The organism is Pseudofrankia sp. DC12, from assembly GCF_000966285.1.
GTDB lineage: Bacteria > Actinomycetota > Actinomycetes > Frankiales > Frankiaceae > Pseudofrankia.
Window position 1 is genome coordinate 3,722,332 of sequence record NZ_KQ031391.1, and the last position, 15,946, is coordinate 3,738,277.

The 15,946-nt window shown below is 67.3% G+C and carries 15 protein-coding genes and 2 pseudogenes; 14 read left to right on the plus strand and 3 right to left on the minus strand.

The genetic code is table 11. The features are described 5' to 3' along the window. Nucleotides 1-121 precede the first annotated feature (121 nt). The 3 genes and pseudogenes from FRADC12_RS34920 to FRADC12_RS14760 form a co-directional block, all read left to right on the plus strand. Nucleotides 122-217, plus strand: a pseudogene (locus tag FRADC12_RS34920) (HhH-GPD-type base excision DNA repair protein); the annotation flags it as partial. Nucleotides 218-436: 219 nt separating this feature from the next. Beyond that, nucleotides 437-667, plus strand: coding sequence for a hypothetical protein (locus tag FRADC12_RS14755; protein ID WP_198152908.1), 231 nt, complete (start codon nt 437-439; stop codon nt 665-667). Beyond that, nucleotides 664-1,047 (plus strand): hypothetical protein, encoded by a 384-nt coding sequence (locus tag FRADC12_RS14760; protein WP_052710921.1) that lies wholly within the window; start codon nt 664-666, stop codon nt 1,045-1,047. Before FRADC12_RS14755 ends, FRADC12_RS14760 begins: the two co-directional genes overlap by 4 nt. Nucleotides 1,048-1,125: 78 nt before the next feature. On the opposite strand, the gene FRADC12_RS14765 is transcribed toward FRADC12_RS14760, so the two are convergent. Next, a complete protein-coding gene (locus FRADC12_RS14765; RefSeq protein WP_052710922.1) occupies nt 1,126-2,064 on the minus strand; it encodes an alpha/beta fold hydrolase in 939 nt (312 codons plus the stop codon). Between the two features lie 62 nt (nt 2,065-2,126). Between FRADC12_RS14765 and FRADC12_RS14770 the strand changes: the two genes are divergently transcribed. The 6 genes and pseudogenes from FRADC12_RS14770 to FRADC12_RS14785 all read left to right on the plus strand — a co-directional run bounded on the left by FRADC12_RS14770 (nt 2,127) and on the right by FRADC12_RS14785 (nt 7,520). After that, nucleotides 2,127-2,777, plus strand: coding sequence for a TetR/AcrR family transcriptional regulator (locus FRADC12_RS14770; protein ID WP_084011343.1), 651 nt, complete (start codon nt 2,127-2,129; stop codon nt 2,775-2,777). Nucleotides 2,778-2,924: 147 nt separating this feature from the next. Then, nucleotides 2,925-3,020 (plus strand): annotated as a pseudogene (locus FRADC12_RS34350) (HhH-GPD-type base excision DNA repair protein); the annotation flags it as partial. 430 nt (nt 3,021-3,450) lie between these two features. Further along, nucleotides 3,451-6,189, plus strand: a complete 2,739-nt coding sequence (locus tag FRADC12_RS14780) for an ATP-binding protein (RefSeq protein WP_045877092.1) — start codon at nt 3,451-3,453, stop codon at nt 6,187-6,189. A gap of 85 nt (nt 6,190-6,274) precedes the next feature. Next, nucleotides 6,275-6,439: a hypothetical protein gene (locus FRADC12_RS31320; RefSeq protein WP_157488864.1), complete on the plus strand. Its 165-nt coding sequence runs from the start codon at nt 6,275-6,277 to the stop codon at nt 6,437-6,439. A gap of 15 nt (nt 6,440-6,454) precedes the next feature. Beyond that, nucleotides 6,455-6,832 carry a hypothetical protein gene (locus FRADC12_RS31325; RefSeq protein WP_157488865.1) on the plus strand — a complete coding sequence of 126 codons (378 nt, stop codon included), beginning with the start codon at nt 6,455-6,457 and terminating at the stop codon, nt 6,830-6,832. A gap of 1 nt (nt 6,833) precedes the next feature. Continuing rightward, a complete protein-coding gene (locus FRADC12_RS14785) occupies nt 6,834-7,520 on the plus strand; it encodes a hypothetical protein (RefSeq protein ID WP_157488866.1) in 687 nt (228 codons plus the stop codon). Between the two features lie 1,358 nt (nt 7,521-8,878). Here FRADC12_RS14785 and FRADC12_RS14790 read toward each other — a convergent pair. Continuing rightward, nucleotides 8,879-10,693, minus strand: coding sequence for an ATP-binding protein (locus FRADC12_RS14790; RefSeq protein ID WP_045877094.1), 1,815 nt, complete (start codon nt 10,691-10,693; stop codon nt 8,879-8,881). Between the two features lie 222 nt (nt 10,694-10,915). Here FRADC12_RS14790 and FRADC12_RS14795 point away from each other — a divergent pair, with 222 nt between their 5' ends. Next, nucleotides 10,916-11,500 (plus strand): HhH-GPD-type base excision DNA repair protein, encoded by a 585-nt coding sequence (locus tag FRADC12_RS14795; protein WP_045877095.1) that lies wholly within the window; start codon nt 10,916-10,918, stop codon nt 11,498-11,500. A 141-nt stretch (nt 11,501-11,641) separates the two neighbouring features. On the opposite strand, the gene FRADC12_RS32295 is transcribed toward FRADC12_RS14795, so the two are convergent. Then, nucleotides 11,642-11,794, minus strand: coding sequence for a hypothetical protein (locus FRADC12_RS32295; protein WP_198152909.1), 153 nt, complete (start codon nt 11,792-11,794; stop codon nt 11,642-11,644). A gap of 282 nt (nt 11,795-12,076) precedes the next feature. Between FRADC12_RS32295 and FRADC12_RS14800 the strand changes: the two genes are divergently transcribed. From FRADC12_RS14800 to FRADC12_RS14815, 4 genes are all read left to right on the plus strand, one after another. Next, nucleotides 12,077-12,565 (plus strand): DUF2599 domain-containing protein, encoded by a 489-nt coding sequence (locus tag FRADC12_RS14800; protein WP_232303806.1) that lies wholly within the window; start codon nt 12,077-12,079, stop codon nt 12,563-12,565. Nucleotides 12,566-12,682: 117 nt separating this feature from the next. Further along, nucleotides 12,683-13,357 (plus strand): methylated-DNA--[protein]-cysteine S-methyltransferase, encoded by a 675-nt coding sequence (locus FRADC12_RS14805; RefSeq protein ID WP_084010761.1) that lies wholly within the window; start codon nt 12,683-12,685, stop codon nt 13,355-13,357. A gap of 501 nt (nt 13,358-13,858) precedes the next feature. Beyond that, entirely contained in the window at nt 13,859-15,442 is a 1,584-nt protein-coding gene (locus FRADC12_RS14810) for an MFS transporter (protein ID WP_502685253.1), read from the plus strand. Continuing rightward, nucleotides 15,439-15,939 carry a MarR family winged helix-turn-helix transcriptional regulator gene (locus FRADC12_RS14815; RefSeq protein WP_084010763.1) on the plus strand — a complete coding sequence of 167 codons (501 nt, stop codon included), beginning with the start codon at nt 15,439-15,441 and terminating at the stop codon, nt 15,937-15,939. Before FRADC12_RS14810 ends, FRADC12_RS14815 begins: the two co-directional genes overlap by 4 nt. Nucleotides 15,940-15,946: the final 7 nt, after the last annotated feature.

A 15,946-nucleotide genomic window follows, 5' to 3' on the forward strand; every position in this document is an offset into this window, starting at 1 on the left:
GCACGTTGAGTGCGGCCACGTACTCATGCGGGGCGATGCCGTCATGGAGCTAGAACCTCTACCGAACTTGAGGTCAAGGTGGCAGGCGCGCCTCGCTCCCGGGGCCGGCTACGGTGATGGCGTGGGACTTCACCTGAGTCAGATCGCCGAAGCGGACGAGCTGCTGATCAACGACCCGTTGGCCTTGCTGATCGGGATGGTGCTGGACCAGCAGATCGGACAAACAAGGAACAGATGACGGACGCCGTCCTGTGCCGGTCGGTCTGTTCTCATCGCCTCAGTGCCGCCGTCGCGTGACGAAACGCTGCGACGCCCTTAACGCGATCATTGACGGTTGCCCTGCCCCCTCCCGCCCGACATGGTCGACGAGCCATGTCGAGACGACATACCGCAGTAGTTGCTACTCTGGTATTCTGAAGACGTGAAGGTTGACAAGTTGAGCGTCTCGTTCGACGGCGATCTGGGCGACGCGGTGCGGGACGCCGCCCGGCGCGCTGGCGTTGGGCTGTCGGCCTGGCTCGCGGTCGCGGCTGCCGCGAAACTTCGAGCCGATGCCCTCGCCGAGTTCCTCGACTCGTGGGAGGCGACGAATCCGGCGTTGACGCCGGAGGAGCTGGCGCGGGCCGAGCGCGAGCTGAGCCTGCGCGCGGATCAGTCGGCGGCGTGAGCGCGCTCGTTCTCGATGCGGGCGCGCTCCTGGCCGTCGAGCGCGGCGATCGGGAGATGGTCGCCCGGCTCCGGATCGCGCAGCAGCGGGACATCGGCCTACGGAGCAATGCCGTTGTCGTCGCCCAGGTCTGGCGGGATCGCGCCGGGCGACAGGCCGCGCTGGCCCGCCTGCTGCGCGCGGTGGAGGTGCGCGCCGTTGATGAACGGACCGGCCGCGATGCCGGTGTGCTCCTCGGCCGGGCCGGGACATCCGATGTGGTTGACGCGACGGTCGTCCTGCTCGCCCGTCCGGGCGACCGCATCCTGACCAGCGACCCCAAGGACATCACCCGCCTGGTTCAAGCGGGTGGCGTACCGGCCGTGGTGGTGCCTTGCTGACGATCCCAACGCGGTCAGGGTGTCGTGCATGTCTGTCCGCATCGGGCTCCGCCCCTTCCAGCATCTGACTACGTCGGCCTAGACCAGTCGTGGAGTGCTTCTTCCACCGGCCTTCTCGGGGGACGGGCGTCGCGCCGTCGACTGGCATGCCTCCCACACATCGCGAGCGATGGTGGCCCACAGGTGCTGGGGAAACTCGTGTCCCATACCGGGGTAGACGACCAGCCGGGCGCCAGGGATCGCCCTGGCGATGGCATGAGCCGCTCGCGGACGAATCCACGGATCGTCCTCACCGTGAATCACGAGGGTCGGCACGCGTAGCTGTCGCAACCGCGCACGGATGTCACCGGCGGTGCGGCTTGCGGCGAGTTGGCGGTGGGTCGCGCCGGGATCGTGGTCACGGTCCCAGGACTGCTCGGCTGTGACGCGCACCCACTCCTCGTCGACCGGGTGCCCGGTGGAACACATGATTGTGTAGGTGTCGATCAGCCGTTGTACGCCGCCTTCGCGCGTGTCGTCGTACTTCTTGCGGGCCAGCCGGAGCAGCGTGCCGATCTTCACGTTGCGCAGGTTGCCGATCGCGCCCCCGGTGCCGCCGGCCATCGCCGAGACCAGACTGCGAACCCGGTCCGGGTTCCGGATGGCCACCATCTGCGCGATCGTGGCGCCCAGGGACTCGCCCAGCAGGTGGGCGGAGTCCCAGCCGAGTGCGTCCAGGACGGCGGTGGCGTCAGTGACCATGTCGTTCATCCGGTAGGCCGGGCCGCGTTGCCGTCCCAGGAGCGTCCGGACCGTGCCGCTGGCCGGGGATGTGAAGTGGGTTGACAGGCCCGCGTCGCGGTTGTCGAAGCGAGCGACGGTGAACCCGCGCTCGGCGAGCTGGTCGCAGAACCCGTCCGGCCACCAGAGCATCTGGAAGGTCAGGCCCATGATCAGTAGGAGCGGCTCGCCGTCGGATGGACCGAAGGTCTCGTAGGCGATCTTCACGTCGCCGTTGCGGGCGAAGGGCGTGGTCACGGGTATCTCGGCCTTCCTCGGGCGGTCGTCCAGGTCTTGGGGCTCTTGGCAATGCAGCTGACATGCTATGGGTGGCGGGATGTTATTGCAATGCGGTCGCATTGCCAAAGGGGGTCGTAGTGCCGAAGCGGGTGGACTCGCTTGAGAGGCGTCGCGCTATCGCGGAGGCCGTCTTCCGGGTGTCGGCGAGCCGTGGTGTGGAAGCGATCAGCCTTCGTGACGTCGCCGCCGAGGCCGGAGTCTCGATGGGGATGGTCCAGCACTACTTCCGTACCAAGGACGAGATGCTGCTGTTCGCGCTGGACCATATGCGTGAGCGGGTTGCCGGCCGTCTCGGAACGCGGCTGGCGCGCCTGCCGGAACCTACTCCGCGTGACCTGGCACGCGCGGTGCTGACCGAGCTCCTGCCCACGGACGAGGACAGTCGGGCCGAAGGGGCCGTCTCGGTCGCGTTCTACTCCAGGGCGGCTGTCACACCTCGTTACGCCGAGTCGCTGCGCGAGGGCCTGCGGGGGCTGCTCGACGTCACAGCCCAGCACCTGCGCGCAGCGGCCCGCGATGGCCAGCTGCGTCCGGGCCTCGATGCCGAACAGGAAGCGGCGTCCTTGTTCTGGCTTACGCACGGGTTGGTAGGACCACTGCTAGTCGGCCTCTACACGCCCGATGCCGCTGCGGCGATCCTTGACCATCACCTTGACCGAATCTTCAGCTGACCGTCCGGACCGTTACCGCGGGAGCCGTCGGGAGTCATCGGCAACTGGACCTGGCCGATGCCACGGACCGCGCAGAACACCATCGCCGTGCGGCTGTCTGACCTGCGGCGCGACGGGCGCTACGCTCAGGTCGGCTACGGTGGGGCCGTGGGACTGCATCTGAGCCAGATCGACGAAGCCGACAAACTGCTGACAAATGACCCGCTTGCGCTGCTGATCGGGATGGTGCTGGACCAGCAAGTCGGACAAACAAGGAACGAATTTGGACGATCCGTTACGTCATGAACACCCATCGTGACGTTCGGGTCTGGATTTGATGGATCAGAGTGCGCCTAAAGCAGTGCCGAGCGCGGGGAAGCGGTTTCCATAATCTCGTCTGCGGCCCTCAGCGCTTCCCGCGTCTCATCCACGCTTGGCTCCTGGCCTCCGTGGATTGCTCTGTTCCGGAGGGCCGTCCCTGGATGCCCGCAACCAGCTAGCCCAAGATCAAACCAGAACCTGACCAGCCAGTTACTCCTGGCCTACCTACGCAAAGTGCCCTTGGACTGCTCTCTTTAGCCATAGCCTGTAGCCCGACGGCGTGATTTGCGACTTCGGAGGCATCTGTTGCGCGAGAGTACTACCTAAAGTGTGCCGTGCGGATCGGCCTGATCTATGGCTCACGAACGGACCGATGCGGAAATCGTTTGTCGGCCGCGAATCCGAACTCGCCCGCCTTCGCCTCCTGATGGAGCGAGCCCGGGCGGGGCAGTCCTGCTTGGCGTCGATTGAGGGGCCGGCGGGGATCGGCAAGACGGCCCTGGTCCACGAATTCCTCGACGCCGCTGATGCAGCGTGCGTGCTCTGGGCCAGCGGCGACGAGAACGAGGATGGAGTGCCGTTCGGAGTTGTCACGCAGCTGGTCAGCCGCGTGCCGACCGCAGTTATAAATTCTTTCGCCGCGGCGGTCAAGGGTGGCGGGAACACAGTCGACCCGCTGCTGGCCGGTGCCGCGCTGATAGGCCTGCTCGGCGAGGTTCAGCGACTGGGGCCGGTTGTGCTCGTCGTCGATGATGCGCACTGGGCCGATCGCCTCTCCTTGGTGGCGCTCACCTTCGTGCTACGCCGGCTGCACACCGATCAAGTGTTGGTGCTAATCACCAGTAGGGATATGTCCGACTCGCGCCTGCCGGAGGGCCTACGACGCCTGCTCGCCGACCGGCGCCATATGCTGCGGTTGTCCCTGGTCGGGCTCACAGTTGGCGAACTTCGTTCCCTGGGTGCCCAGCTCGGTGCCGTACCGCTGTCCGCGCGAGCGGCTGTGCGGCTGCATGCCCATACCGACGGCAATCCGCTACACGCATGTGCCTTACTCGAACAGCTTTCTGCCAATACCCTCGACGACACGGACGTGCCGCTGCCGGCCCCCCGCTCGTTCGCCCTGCTGGTGCTCGCCCGGCTGGCCGAATGCAGCCCCGACGCGCTGGAACTGGTCACGGCCGCCAGCGTGCTCGGATCACGCTGCCCGCTCCACCTTGCTAGTGGAGTCGCCCAGCTCGCTGAGCCGCTACCCGCTCTGGAGGAAGCGATCGGGGCCGGCCTTCTCGTCGAGGAGCCCGGCCGGGGGTCGGTGCGATTCGCGCACCCGCTGGTCCGTGCCGCCGTCTTCGAGCAGCTTGGTCCTGCCCGCCGCGCGACCCTACACAGGCGGGCGGCAGGCCTGAGTGAGGACGAGAATACGCGGCTTCGTCACCGCGCCGCCGCGGCCAGCGGCCCGGACGCCGCTCTTGCCGAGAACCTGGCGCGAGTGGGACGGCAGGAGGCGATCAACGGCTTCCCCGGGGCAGCCGCAGACCACCTGTCCACGGCCGCCCGACTCGCCCCCAGCCGAGCCCATTTTGGGCAGCTCACCTTGGAGGCGACCGAGTGCCGACTCCTCGCGGGCGACATCGTCGACTCAGCCGACATGAGCATGCGGCTGCGCACCCTTCTTCCGTCCACAACGTGGCGCAGCTACGTCCTGGGACGCCTAGCGCTGGTTGCCGGCCGCTTCACCGAGGCCGAGGCGCTTCTCCAAGACGCCTGGAAGCGATGCAGTCCCGACAAGGAGCCGGTACTCGCCACCAAGGTGGCCGCGCAGATGGCGATGCTGTGCGTCATGCGGGCACGCGGGCAGAGCACCGTCGAATGGGCCGACCTGGCGCTGCGGCTGGCGCCGGAGCAGAGCGGCACCGACACCCTCCGCTTCGTCCGGCTGGCCGGCCTCGGTATCAGCGGGCATGCCGATGCCGCGCTCGCCGCGCTGCGCACCGCGCCGGACCCAGCAGTCGCGTCAGACTTCGAGCTGGACGCGCTGATGGGCCGCGGATTACTGCGGATCTGGACCGACGACCTCTCCGGGGCCCGGCAAGACCTCGCTGGGGTGCTCGCCTCCGGTCACGATCGCTCTGTGGTATTCCGCTTGTCAGCTGCGGACCTGCTAAGTGAGGCTGAATACCGGCTCGGCCTCTGGAACGACGCCGCTTTCCACAACCATCTCGCGATGTCGATCTCGGCAGACGCGGACCAGCCCTGGCTCGCACCGCTGTGCCACGCCACGGCAACGCTGTTGCTGGCCGGGCGCGGCGAATGGGAGCAGGCTAGCACACACGCTGAAATCGCGCGCGCCATGGCAGTGGCCTCAGGGAACCTTATCGCCGGTGCCTACGCCGCCGCCGCCACCGCGCAGCTGGCCCGGGTCCGTGCCGACCCCGAGGGCGTCATCGCGGCGCTCGAGCCGCTGCTGCATCTGAAGCACGGCGATGGCATCGACGAGCCCGCTCTGATTTGCTGGAAGGATCTTCTTGTCGACGCACTCGTTGCGGTTGGCGACCTCGACCGTGCGGAGCTCGTGCTCGGTGATTTCGAGGCAGAGGCCGCTGATCGCCGGCGTCACTCGGCCATGGCCGCCGCAGCGCGGGCGCGCGGCAATCTCGCTGCCGCCCGCGGTGACACCGTGGCCGCAGCAGGCGCCTTCACGGTCGGCCTAGACCACGCAGCGCAGGTCGACATGCCGTTTGAGCGCGCCGTCCTCCGGCTTGCTTACGGAGCGTACCTGCGACGTGCCGGCAAACGCGGTGCGGCCGGAACTCAGTTGGAGGCGGCCCAAGCGATCTTCGAGCGGCTCGGGGCACGACCGCATCTGGAGCGATGCGAGCAAGAACTGGCCGCCTGCGGCCGTTCACCGGCACGTAGGAAAGCCGCTGACCCAAGCCGTCTTACTCCGCAGGAACAGGCCGTGGCCCGATTGGTCGCCCGGGGATTGACCAATCGGCAGGCCGCGCGGGAGTTGGTCCTCAGTGTCAAGACCGTCGAGTACCACCTCGGCCATGTGTACACCAAGCTCCAGGTGACCTCCCGAGACCAGATCGCGAGCAGGCTCACCAATACCTAGGCGGACCCTGGGTTGATCCCTGATGCGACCCTGGGGTCCCGGCCTCTAGCGTCCCACTCGACCGGATAAATACCGGGGAGGTCAGGTGCGCTTCGTCGTGGAGATCCGCCATACCAGCAACGGTGTGGAAGGGGAGATAACGCAGGCGGACGCGACCGAGCCGCAGCGATTCTCCGGCTGGCTGGAACTGCTGCGACTCCTGGAGCCAGCACAAACCTCTGATCCGGTGCCGGGCGGCACAGCCGACTGAAGGAGATGAAATCATTTGTCCGGATCTGAACAACGGGCACTTTACGGCTACGACCTGGCCGCATTTGATCGTGTGGTCTGCAGGGCCTGGGTGGACGACGATTTTCGAGTCTTGATGCTCTCGGACGCCCAGTCGGCCTTTGAGCAGGAGGGTGTCGCCTTCCCCCAGGGTGTGCGGGTAACAGTTCACGAGTTCAATCCCGACGACCGTCACTACTTCTTGCCGCCGAAGGGAAAGGCGCCCGAGGAGCGTGCGCAACCTGCTGAACGTCCGCCGGGCGCTCCCGAAGATCCCCCAGCTCCTGTTGGGGGAATCCACTACGCGATCGCTCGCCCGTTCATGCTCGGACATCGTGGCGACGGCGATCCTAACTGGGGGGATATCGATGGCTAGCGTGGCAGTCAACGGCGCCGGCCTGGTATTCGTTTTCGACCACGACGAGGTGGACGGAGTAGCCAGCGGCGCCAAGGCGCTCGGCGGTTCGGGAGGGCTGGTTACCGGTGCCCTTGCGGCGGGCGGAGTGACAGCTCCCGCGGCGCTCGTCACCGGCGTCATCTCCGCCTATTTCGGCGCACAGGCTTGGCTGATCCAGCGGGTGGATCGCGGATGCGGCGTATATTTGACGCTTCCGTGGCCCGCGATCTGGTTCGGCCAAATCTATCTGATCATCCCGACCACACACCCCTGCGAGGGTCCGCTCCCGCCTGCCCGCTGGTCGGAACAGGACAGCGGAGAATTCGGCACCGAGGACCCAGTCGATCTCATAAATTGGAACATCATCCGCAGTTCGGTGGATCCCCAGATCGTCGTCTTCGAGCTGCAGCTCGGCTACAACTCCTCAGGCTGGAAAAAAATCTTAAACATGCCCGACGGCGCGGGAAACAGCTGGGATATCACCGCAGATGGAAAGGGGGTAATCGCCAGCAATAGCCTGTGGGCGAACCAGACGGGCCAAGGACAACAACTCACTTTCCGCAAGGCGAAGTTTCTGGGCATCATGACGGACGTTCTCCGTCTGGGTGACCTTGGTGGCCTGCGCGGTGGTGATTCCGTCCGCTTCACTTGGCAGCGCGACGAGTAGGGGGCGGATCCGGCAACTGCATCAGGTTCGCGGCAGGGGCGGCGCCAGGGCTGCGGCGAGACCGCTCTCGGTAGCGTATGGCAACTCAAGGTAGTCGGATTCGGTCGGCACGGATAGGCCGGCAGCGACGTGAACCGCCTGTGGTTACTGGGTTTCCGGATCAACTCAAAGTACTTCTCCAGGCCCGACCAGACTGGAAGCGTAGTTTGATCAATCCGGACTGTTATCTTGCCGCAGCCCTGGGGCGGCGCGGCGGGACACAATGCGCACCTACTTACCTATTTCGCGCCAATCCGGCATCCCCGCCGCCACCGTCCATGGTGGGGCGACCACGAACTCCACTTCGAGTACACCTGATCGATGGGATGGCCAACAGCTGCGCGAGAATCGGCGCGCAGCTGGCTGGCCGCCACCGTGGCCAGACCTTGCTAACACCCAGGGCTGCGGCGAGATCACTCGCGGTAGCGTATGGCAACTCAAGGTAGTCGGATTCGGTCGGCACGGATAGGCCGGCAGCGACGTGAACCGCCTGTGGTTACTGGGTTTCCGGATCAACTCAAAGTACTTCTCCAGGCCCGACCAGACTGGAAGCGTAGTTTGATCAATCCGGACTGTTATCTTGCCGCAGCCCTGGCTAACACCCGGTCTCGGACCGGGAGCAGTTCGGCAGATCGGTTCGTTGGCCGTCCAATGTCACGCACCGTCACATCCGGCGAGTCGCTAGACGATCACACTCCGTACACCACGTCCGTGGACTCCGCTAAAGAAAAACCGGGCGGGTGAGCCATATCGTGACCCTGACCACCCGACCACACCACCCACGCGGCCGCCACACCGCAAAGACCAGAACAGGACACACCCGGCCTACACCAGCCAAGATTCAGGACAGGCGCTGAGTCCCATCAGGCCGCACCCGGCCGCTTCAACGAGTTTCGCCCAACCGGTCAGTTGTCCGAACTCCTCCGCTCGGGAGAGTTGCTGGGGCACTTTCTTCGTCCGGGCCGACAGCCTCGTCAGTGGACGGCTGCCGCGTAACCGAAGCGGCGTTCTGATCTCCACCGTCAACACCGAGGCCGCGCTCTACGACTCCACCGCCGCCTGGCGCGACCGCGCGATGGCGGGCGTACTCCGCAGCGGAACGCTCGTCCAGGACGCCCGCTCCGCGGAGCGCACCCGGTTGTGACCGGGCGACAGCCACGAGTCAGAGATGCGCGGCCGGTCCGCTCGACGATCATCAGCGAGTCCGCAACCGCAGTGGTACCGCCTCCCCGCAGGTACGGCCTGAGCGCGACATCCTCGCGATCGTGTCGTCGCGACTTCTCGATCAGGCCGGCCTGCTCCGAGAAATGGTGTGGAAATCATGCCGGCGGTCTGGTGAGGCGGTACGCGGCATTCGGGTCGCTGTAGGCTTCGGTTGTTCTGGCGACCAGGCCCTCGGTGATCATCTTGGTCAGCTCATAACTAACCTGCCGATCGCCCAGGGAAAGGCGGACGGCGATCTCCGCGCGGGTCAGGGGCGACTCGACGGCCAGGAGTTCCAGAACACGTTGTCTCCGTGTGGCGGACCCGCGAGTCTCCCTGTCGCGGGCGGCTCTTGCGCGTTGGTGACGCGGCTCGTGCCCAAGGAGTTCAGAGAAAAGTGTTGGGTGTGGATCCTCGGCCGCGTCGTCAAGGACGTACCTTGCCCATCGGCGCTGGTTGACCGTCCGTACCAGACCCCGTTGGACGAGATCCCCCAGCTCTCGACGGGCGACCTTGCTGTCCACCGCGAGTTCGATGCGGTACTCGTCGCTCGTCAGCGCCCGGCCAGTCCGAAGTACCGCGAGGGCCATCTCCTGTGTCGGAGAGATGCTCGGCTGACCCAGAGAGTACAGCCAGGCGCGGGTGCTCTCGTCGAGCAAGGCCCTGTTTGGCACGATGACTCGGAAGTCGCTTATGTTGTCCTTGAATCTGGGGGGCACGAGCCCTGCCTGACGCAGGCTGTTGAGAACCGTGGGGATACCGGTCGCCCGCCCCTCGCACAGGGCCCTTCGATCGCGGTGGAAACGAACATTTTCGAGGATGTCGACGAGCACCCGGTTACGAGCGGATGCGATGCTCTCGTCTCCCAGCCGGTCGATGGTGACGGGCCCGAAGAGCCCGCCCGGTGAAACTACCTCAAGGCGATCGGGGTACATCTCTACATGGATGCGCGTCCCCCGGGACATTGGACTGTAGTCGCGGTGGGCCACGGCGTTGACCAAGATTTCCCGAAGAGCCTCCAGTGGATACTCCCAGTGATCTTCCCTGCCGATGCCCTCCACTATTCCGCTCCGGCTCATGCGCGCGTACAGGACGTCAAAAACCTCCGCGAGAAGAATCGGCGCCGGGCCTTCAAGGATTTTGTCATCCAGGAATCGCTGGCCGTCTGGACCGGTCTCGCCCTTGCGTGGCGTAGGGTACGCGGTCACCGTGATCGCGCATCCGCGCAATGAGTCGAAACTCTGTGGATCCCGGCCCAGAGCGAGCAGTCCACCCAGTGACGGTACGAGCCTTTGGTCATCCAGCGCACTTCTTACCAGCACTCCGCAGCGGCGAAGTAGATCTTCGTCGTCCCGGCGGGCCAAGGCCGGTCGGGACCGGCGGAGGTCTCGCAGATAGTCCGCGACGAGTTCGTCGTGCAGATCGACTCCGCCTGCTTCTTCGACGGGTTCCATGTCGAAAATTGGCTGGCCTCGGTTGATCAGCAGTTGGCTTACCTCGTACGACGTGAGTCGATGATCCCCGTCCGAGATGCGGATGTACGAGCCGTTAGGCTGCCCTTTGCCCCGGAGGTAACAGGGCTTGTCGGCCGGGTCGAGCTCCGGCACCTCGGCGACGACAAGGGTCTGATCCTCGAACTCCGGAAGGCTGATCAGTGGCATGAGCGGCGGAACGAGACCGTCCCGACACAGCCCCGCGAGGTCCGCGGCGAGCTTCGCGGCATGCTCGCAGCCAGCCGCCGCGAACCCGCGCGCCTCGTCGAGACCCAAGATCAGGATGCCGCCTCCCGGAGTATTCGCAAATGCGCATAGTGTCTGCATGGTCTCGCTGGGTAGCTTGTCGGTTGCGGCCAGCTTGACCTCAAGGCCTGCGTCGTCCCGACCGATCCGGCGAAGCGAGACAACGATCTCGGCCAGTCCGTCCGCATCCATGCCGTAGCCTCCCGGAGAGCCTGACGTCAGCCTAACACGATGTTGTAAGGCTTCCCAGATTTTGTTAGGCTCTGTTAGGTACGGTACGTGTCGGCGCTCGGATGCTGGTGCGACGTCGGGTCCATCCGCCCGTGGTGGACCTCGGGAGGGTAGGCGAGCCGGCGGTCGTACCCATCATGTGCACGATCGAGAACCTGGTTTGCTGGCGAAGGGAAATCGACCGTGGGACTGTATCTGAGCCAGATCGCCGAGGCCGACGAGCTGCTGACCAACGACCCGCTTGCCCTCCTTATTGGCATGGTCCTGGACCAGCAGATCCCGCTGGAGCGGGCGTTCGCGGCGCCGTTGGAGCTGACCAAGCGGCTTGGTCGGTCGCTCGACGTCACGGAGCTTGCCCAGTTCGACCCGGACGAGCTTGGCGCGATCTTCTCCCGGCCGCCGGCGCTGCACCGCTTCCCCGGTTCGATGGCCAAGCGGGTGCAGGCGCTGTGCCAGCTCCTCATCGACCAGTACGACGGTGACGCGGCCACGGTTTGGACGACGGCCTCCGACGGCGAGGAACTGCTCCGCCGGATCAGCAAGCTCCCCGGCTTTGGCGAGCAGAAGGCGAAGATCTTCCTCGCGCTCCTCGGTAAGCAGCTCGGCGTCACGACACCCGGCTGGCGTGAGGCGAGTGCGCCTTTCGGCGAGGAAGGCAGCCTGCGCTCCGTCGCCGACATCGTCAGCCCCGAGACCCGTGTCCAGGTCCGTGACTTCAAGAAGGCCATGAAGGCGGCGGCCAAGGAGTCGGCGGGGGCAGCTTCCTAGGCGGCCTCACTGGCGGCGCGGTCGTAGGCCTGGGGCGCCGCTGGCCGGGAGCCAGCCTGGGTGAGCCGAGACGCCGTGCGATCCGCCGTCAGGGCGGGCCGCACGGCGCTCTTGTCTGACCAGGAGTTGGAACCGCCGCGACTATCGGCGTCTACCTCTGAACTGGCTGAAGCGATACGGGAACGCGAAGTCGGCGGCGAGGAAGGCGAGACCGAGCCACACGAGGTTGACGTCGCTGGAGTCGGCTCCGAACGCGGCGAGTAGGAAGCAGAGGGCGGCAGCGAGAGCAAGCATGATCCCGCCTTACCCGCTGATCGCCTGACAAATCAGGCGGCCCGCGTAGATCGGGCCGAGTCGGACGCCACGTCAGGTGTGGCGTCCGCGGCGAAGCCGATGGCCGCACTCTAGGCTCGGGCCGTGCGGTGCTTGTCGACGGGAAGACTGGTCAGCGCGCGGACGGCGCTGGCGACGGCGCTGGTGGTCGCGGCCGCCGCGGCCTGTGGCCCAGCCACCTCGTCCGAGTCGAGGGCTGCCGATCGTTCGCAACCGCCTTCCGCGTCCCCCTCGGTGGCTCCGTTGGCGAGCCCGGGAATCGCCGCTCGCGCCGACGGGGCGCCCTATTGCGGCGCGAGCCAGTACGTCGCGGAGATCACGGTCGAGAAGTGGTCGAACGGGGACTTCCGGGTCTCGTTGTGGCCGACAGCCGAGGGCCGGCACGCCAGCGATCGGGACGCGGCCACCAACGTGATGTGGCAGGCGATTCGGCGGTGTCTCACCCCGTCGGCCGGCTTCAGCGGCCTGGACGGCCCGGTCGGCGCCAGCCTGCAGGATCAGCTGCGCTGCCACGAGTCGCTCGCGCTCGTTCCGGCGCTGGGCGGCGGGAAGGGCTACGCCACCGGCGACACCTTCGATATCGAGAGCTGGCGGCCGACAGCCGGACCGACCCACTGGTTCTCGACGAAGTGCGGCAACACGCTCGGTACCGACCCGACCGGACCGCCGGTCAGGACCTACCGCCCGGACGGCGTCAAACCCCAGTACACCGCCAGCGGCGAGCACCAGTAGCTGCCCGGGCCTCCCCAGCGAGCGGCTGGCTGGGCGGCTGCCCGGGACGAGTGGCCGGCTGGGCGGAAGCCCGAGCGGGGCCCGAAGTTGTCGGTACCGGCGGGCACGATAGGTCTCATGGTCGGGACCGAGTTCGCGCAACCTGAGTCCGCGCAGTCCGAGTTCGCCCAGTCCGAGTCCGCGCAGTTCGGATTTGCCCAGTCCGGAGCGCGAGTCGGATTCGCGCTGTTCGAGACGCCGGTTGGTTGCTGCGGCGTCGCCTGGCGTGACGGGGACATCGTCCGCGTGGCGCTGCCGGCCCGGCCTGGAGGCCGCGACGAGGCGGCGGCCCGTGCGGCCACCCGGGCCTACCTGGCCGCCGCACAGCCCGACTCCGTCGAGGGAACGCCTCCACCCGAGGTGGCGGCGGCGATCGATGGCATGATCGCGCTGCTCGCCGGCGAGCCGACCGACCTGACAGGTATCCGCGTCGACCTTGACGGGCTGCCCGAGTTCCACCAGCGGGTGTACGAGGTGACGCGGGCGATACCGCCCGGTTCGACGCTCACCTACGGTGAGGTCGCGGCCCGGCTCGGCATGCCGGGCGCGGCGCAGGCCGTCGGCCAGGCACTGGGCCGCAACCCGGTGCCGATCATAGTTCCCTGTCATCGGGTGCTGGCCGCCGGCGGCGCGCTCGGCGGGTTCTCGGCCCCTGGCGGCGCTGCGACGAAACAGCGGATCCTGCGCATCGAGGGAGCCCTGCCGGCCCCGGCCCCGGCCCTCTTCGACGACCTGTTCGCCGACAGCCAGTAGGACTTTGTCAGGTCTCCTTGGTGGTGCTCCCGACTGCCAGTCTCGGTTACCCGGTTGGCGATCACCACCAGCCGGCCGCGCGGTAACCATCCATGATCCCCAGCTGCGCAGGGGAAACAGGCATCCGACGCCCCGATATTGACCTTTTATCCCTGCGCAACTGGCGATCACAACTGACAGGCCGACCCCAGACCGGCCGGAGATCACCAGCTGGGCCCGCAAACCGGCGCAACCACGAGCGACCTGATCGCTGACTGGGATGGAGAACGGCGCCCTGCGTCCGATTTGCCCCTGTCTCATACGTAATTCACGATCACGGCCGGCCAGGCTGCCCGTGCGGCCTGGAGATCGCTGACCGGGTATCGAACCTGGCCTACGCCCGGTCGGCTCGGGCGATGTGTGACCCGCGTCGGCCGTCACATCGGGCCGAGGGAACGGCTGGCACCGAAATTAGTTGTAGTCTGGTAACTATTAACGATCTACAACGGTCTCGGAGGCCCTGTGACCACCAGTTCCTCCATCTCCGGTCCCTCGGCGGACGCCAGTCCCGCGCCGGCCGGACCGCCTGAGCAGGCGGGATCGCGGCCTGCCGGGCCACCCACGGGGGAGACCCTGGGCAAGGGCCGGCGCTACGTTGTGCTGGCGATCTGCTGCTCGAGCCTGTTCATCGTCGGGCTGGACACGACGATCCTGAACGTCGGCCTGCCGTCGCTGAAGCGTGACCTGCACGCGCCCGACTCCGGCCTGCAGTGGACGATCGACGCCTACGGGCTGATGATCGCGAGCCTGCTGCTCTTCTCCGGCTCGATGGGTGACCGCCTGGGACGCAAGCGGGTGTTCAGGACCGGGCTGACGCTGTTCTCCGCGGGCTCGTTGCTGTGCAGCCTCGCGCCGGGGCTTGGCTGGCTGATCGCGTTCCGGATGCTCCAGGCAGTCGGCGGCTCGATGCTCAACCCGGTCGCCATGGCCATCATCACGAACACCTTCACGGAGCGACGCGAGCGAGCCCGCGCCATCGGCGTCTGGGGCGCCGTGATCGGCCTGAGCATGGCCCTCGGCCCGGTGCTCGGCGGCGTGCTGGTGGATGGCGTCGGCTGGCGGGCGATCTTCTGGATCAACGTGCCGATCGGCCTGGCCGCGATGGTGCTGACCGGGCTGTATGTGCCGGAGTCGAATGCCCCACGGGCCCGTCGCTTCGATCCGGCGGGCCAGATCCTCGTCGCCGCGACGCTGGGTACGCTGACCTATGGGATCATCGAGGCGCCGTCGGCCGGCTGGGCGTCCACCCGGACGATCGTGATGTTCGTGATCGCCGCCGCCGCGCTCATCGGCCTCGTCATCGTCGAGACGCGTCGCGAGGAAGCCTTGCTGGACATGCGGTTCTTCCGCAGCGTGCCCTTCTCTGGCGCGACCGGAATCGCCGTCTGCGCCTTTGCCGCCCTGGGTGGCTTCCTGTTCCTGAACACGCTGTACCTGCAGAACGTGCGGGGCTACTCAGCCCTGCACGCCGGGCTCATGACGCTGCCCATGGCGGCGTTCGCCGCCATCATGCCGCCGATCTCCGGCCGGCTCGTCGGCAGCCGTGGCCCGCGGCCGTCGTTGGTCGTCGCCGGTATCGCGCTGCCCGCCAGCGGTCTGCTGCTGACGTTCCTCGGCCCGCATACCAGCCTTGTTCTGCTCGTTTCCGCGTACGTGCTGTTCGGCATCGGGTTCGGGATGGTCAACGCGCCGATCACCAACACCGCGGTCTCGGGGATGCCGGTGACCCAGGCCGGGGTGGCGGCAGCGGTGGCCTCGACCAGCCGGCAGATCGGGTCCGCACTCGGCGTGGCCATCCTCGGGTCGGTGGCCGCGCACAGCGCGGCCGGCCAGGTCGGCCGGGCCACGATCGACCCGACCAGCGCCCCGGCGTGGTGGATCATGGTTGGCTGCGGCGCCGCCATCGGCGTGCTGGGTGTGCTGACGACCGGCTCCTGGGCTCGCGGGACCGCCGCGCGGACCGCGGCGCTGTTCAGCGCCCAGCCCGCGCCGCCCGAGCGGACCACGTCGCTCTCCGGGGCCGGTGCGGACGGACGGGCGGCATGACCACGGGGACGCCCGCGCCGCAGGCCGAGACGACGGTCGAGGTCGCTGGCCCGCCCGCCGTGCCGGACACCGGACCTCGGCCGGCTGCCGACGACGCCGCGGCGCGGGTCTGGCGGCGGATGCGGGAGCTGGTGCTGGGCCGCAACGAGCGGCGGCGTGAAGTCTGCGAGGCGCTGGATCTCAGCTTCATCCGGGTCAAGGCGCTGCTCAGCCTGCGCCCTGGGCCACGCCCCATGCGGGACCTTGCCACCGCCCTCGCGATCGACCGCCCGTACGCCACCGTCGTCATCGACGAGCTGGAACGGCGCGGGCTGGTCGCTCGGACCATCCACCCGAACGATCGCCGCTGCCGGCAGGTCTCGCTCACGGCTGCCGGCGAGGACGCGGCCCGCGAGGCGGACCGGATTCTCAGTGACCCGCCGCCCGCCCTCGCCGCGCTGCCCCCCGCCGATCTCGCGGCGTTCGACCGCCTCACCGCCGCGCTGGAGTCCTGGTGACACTGGT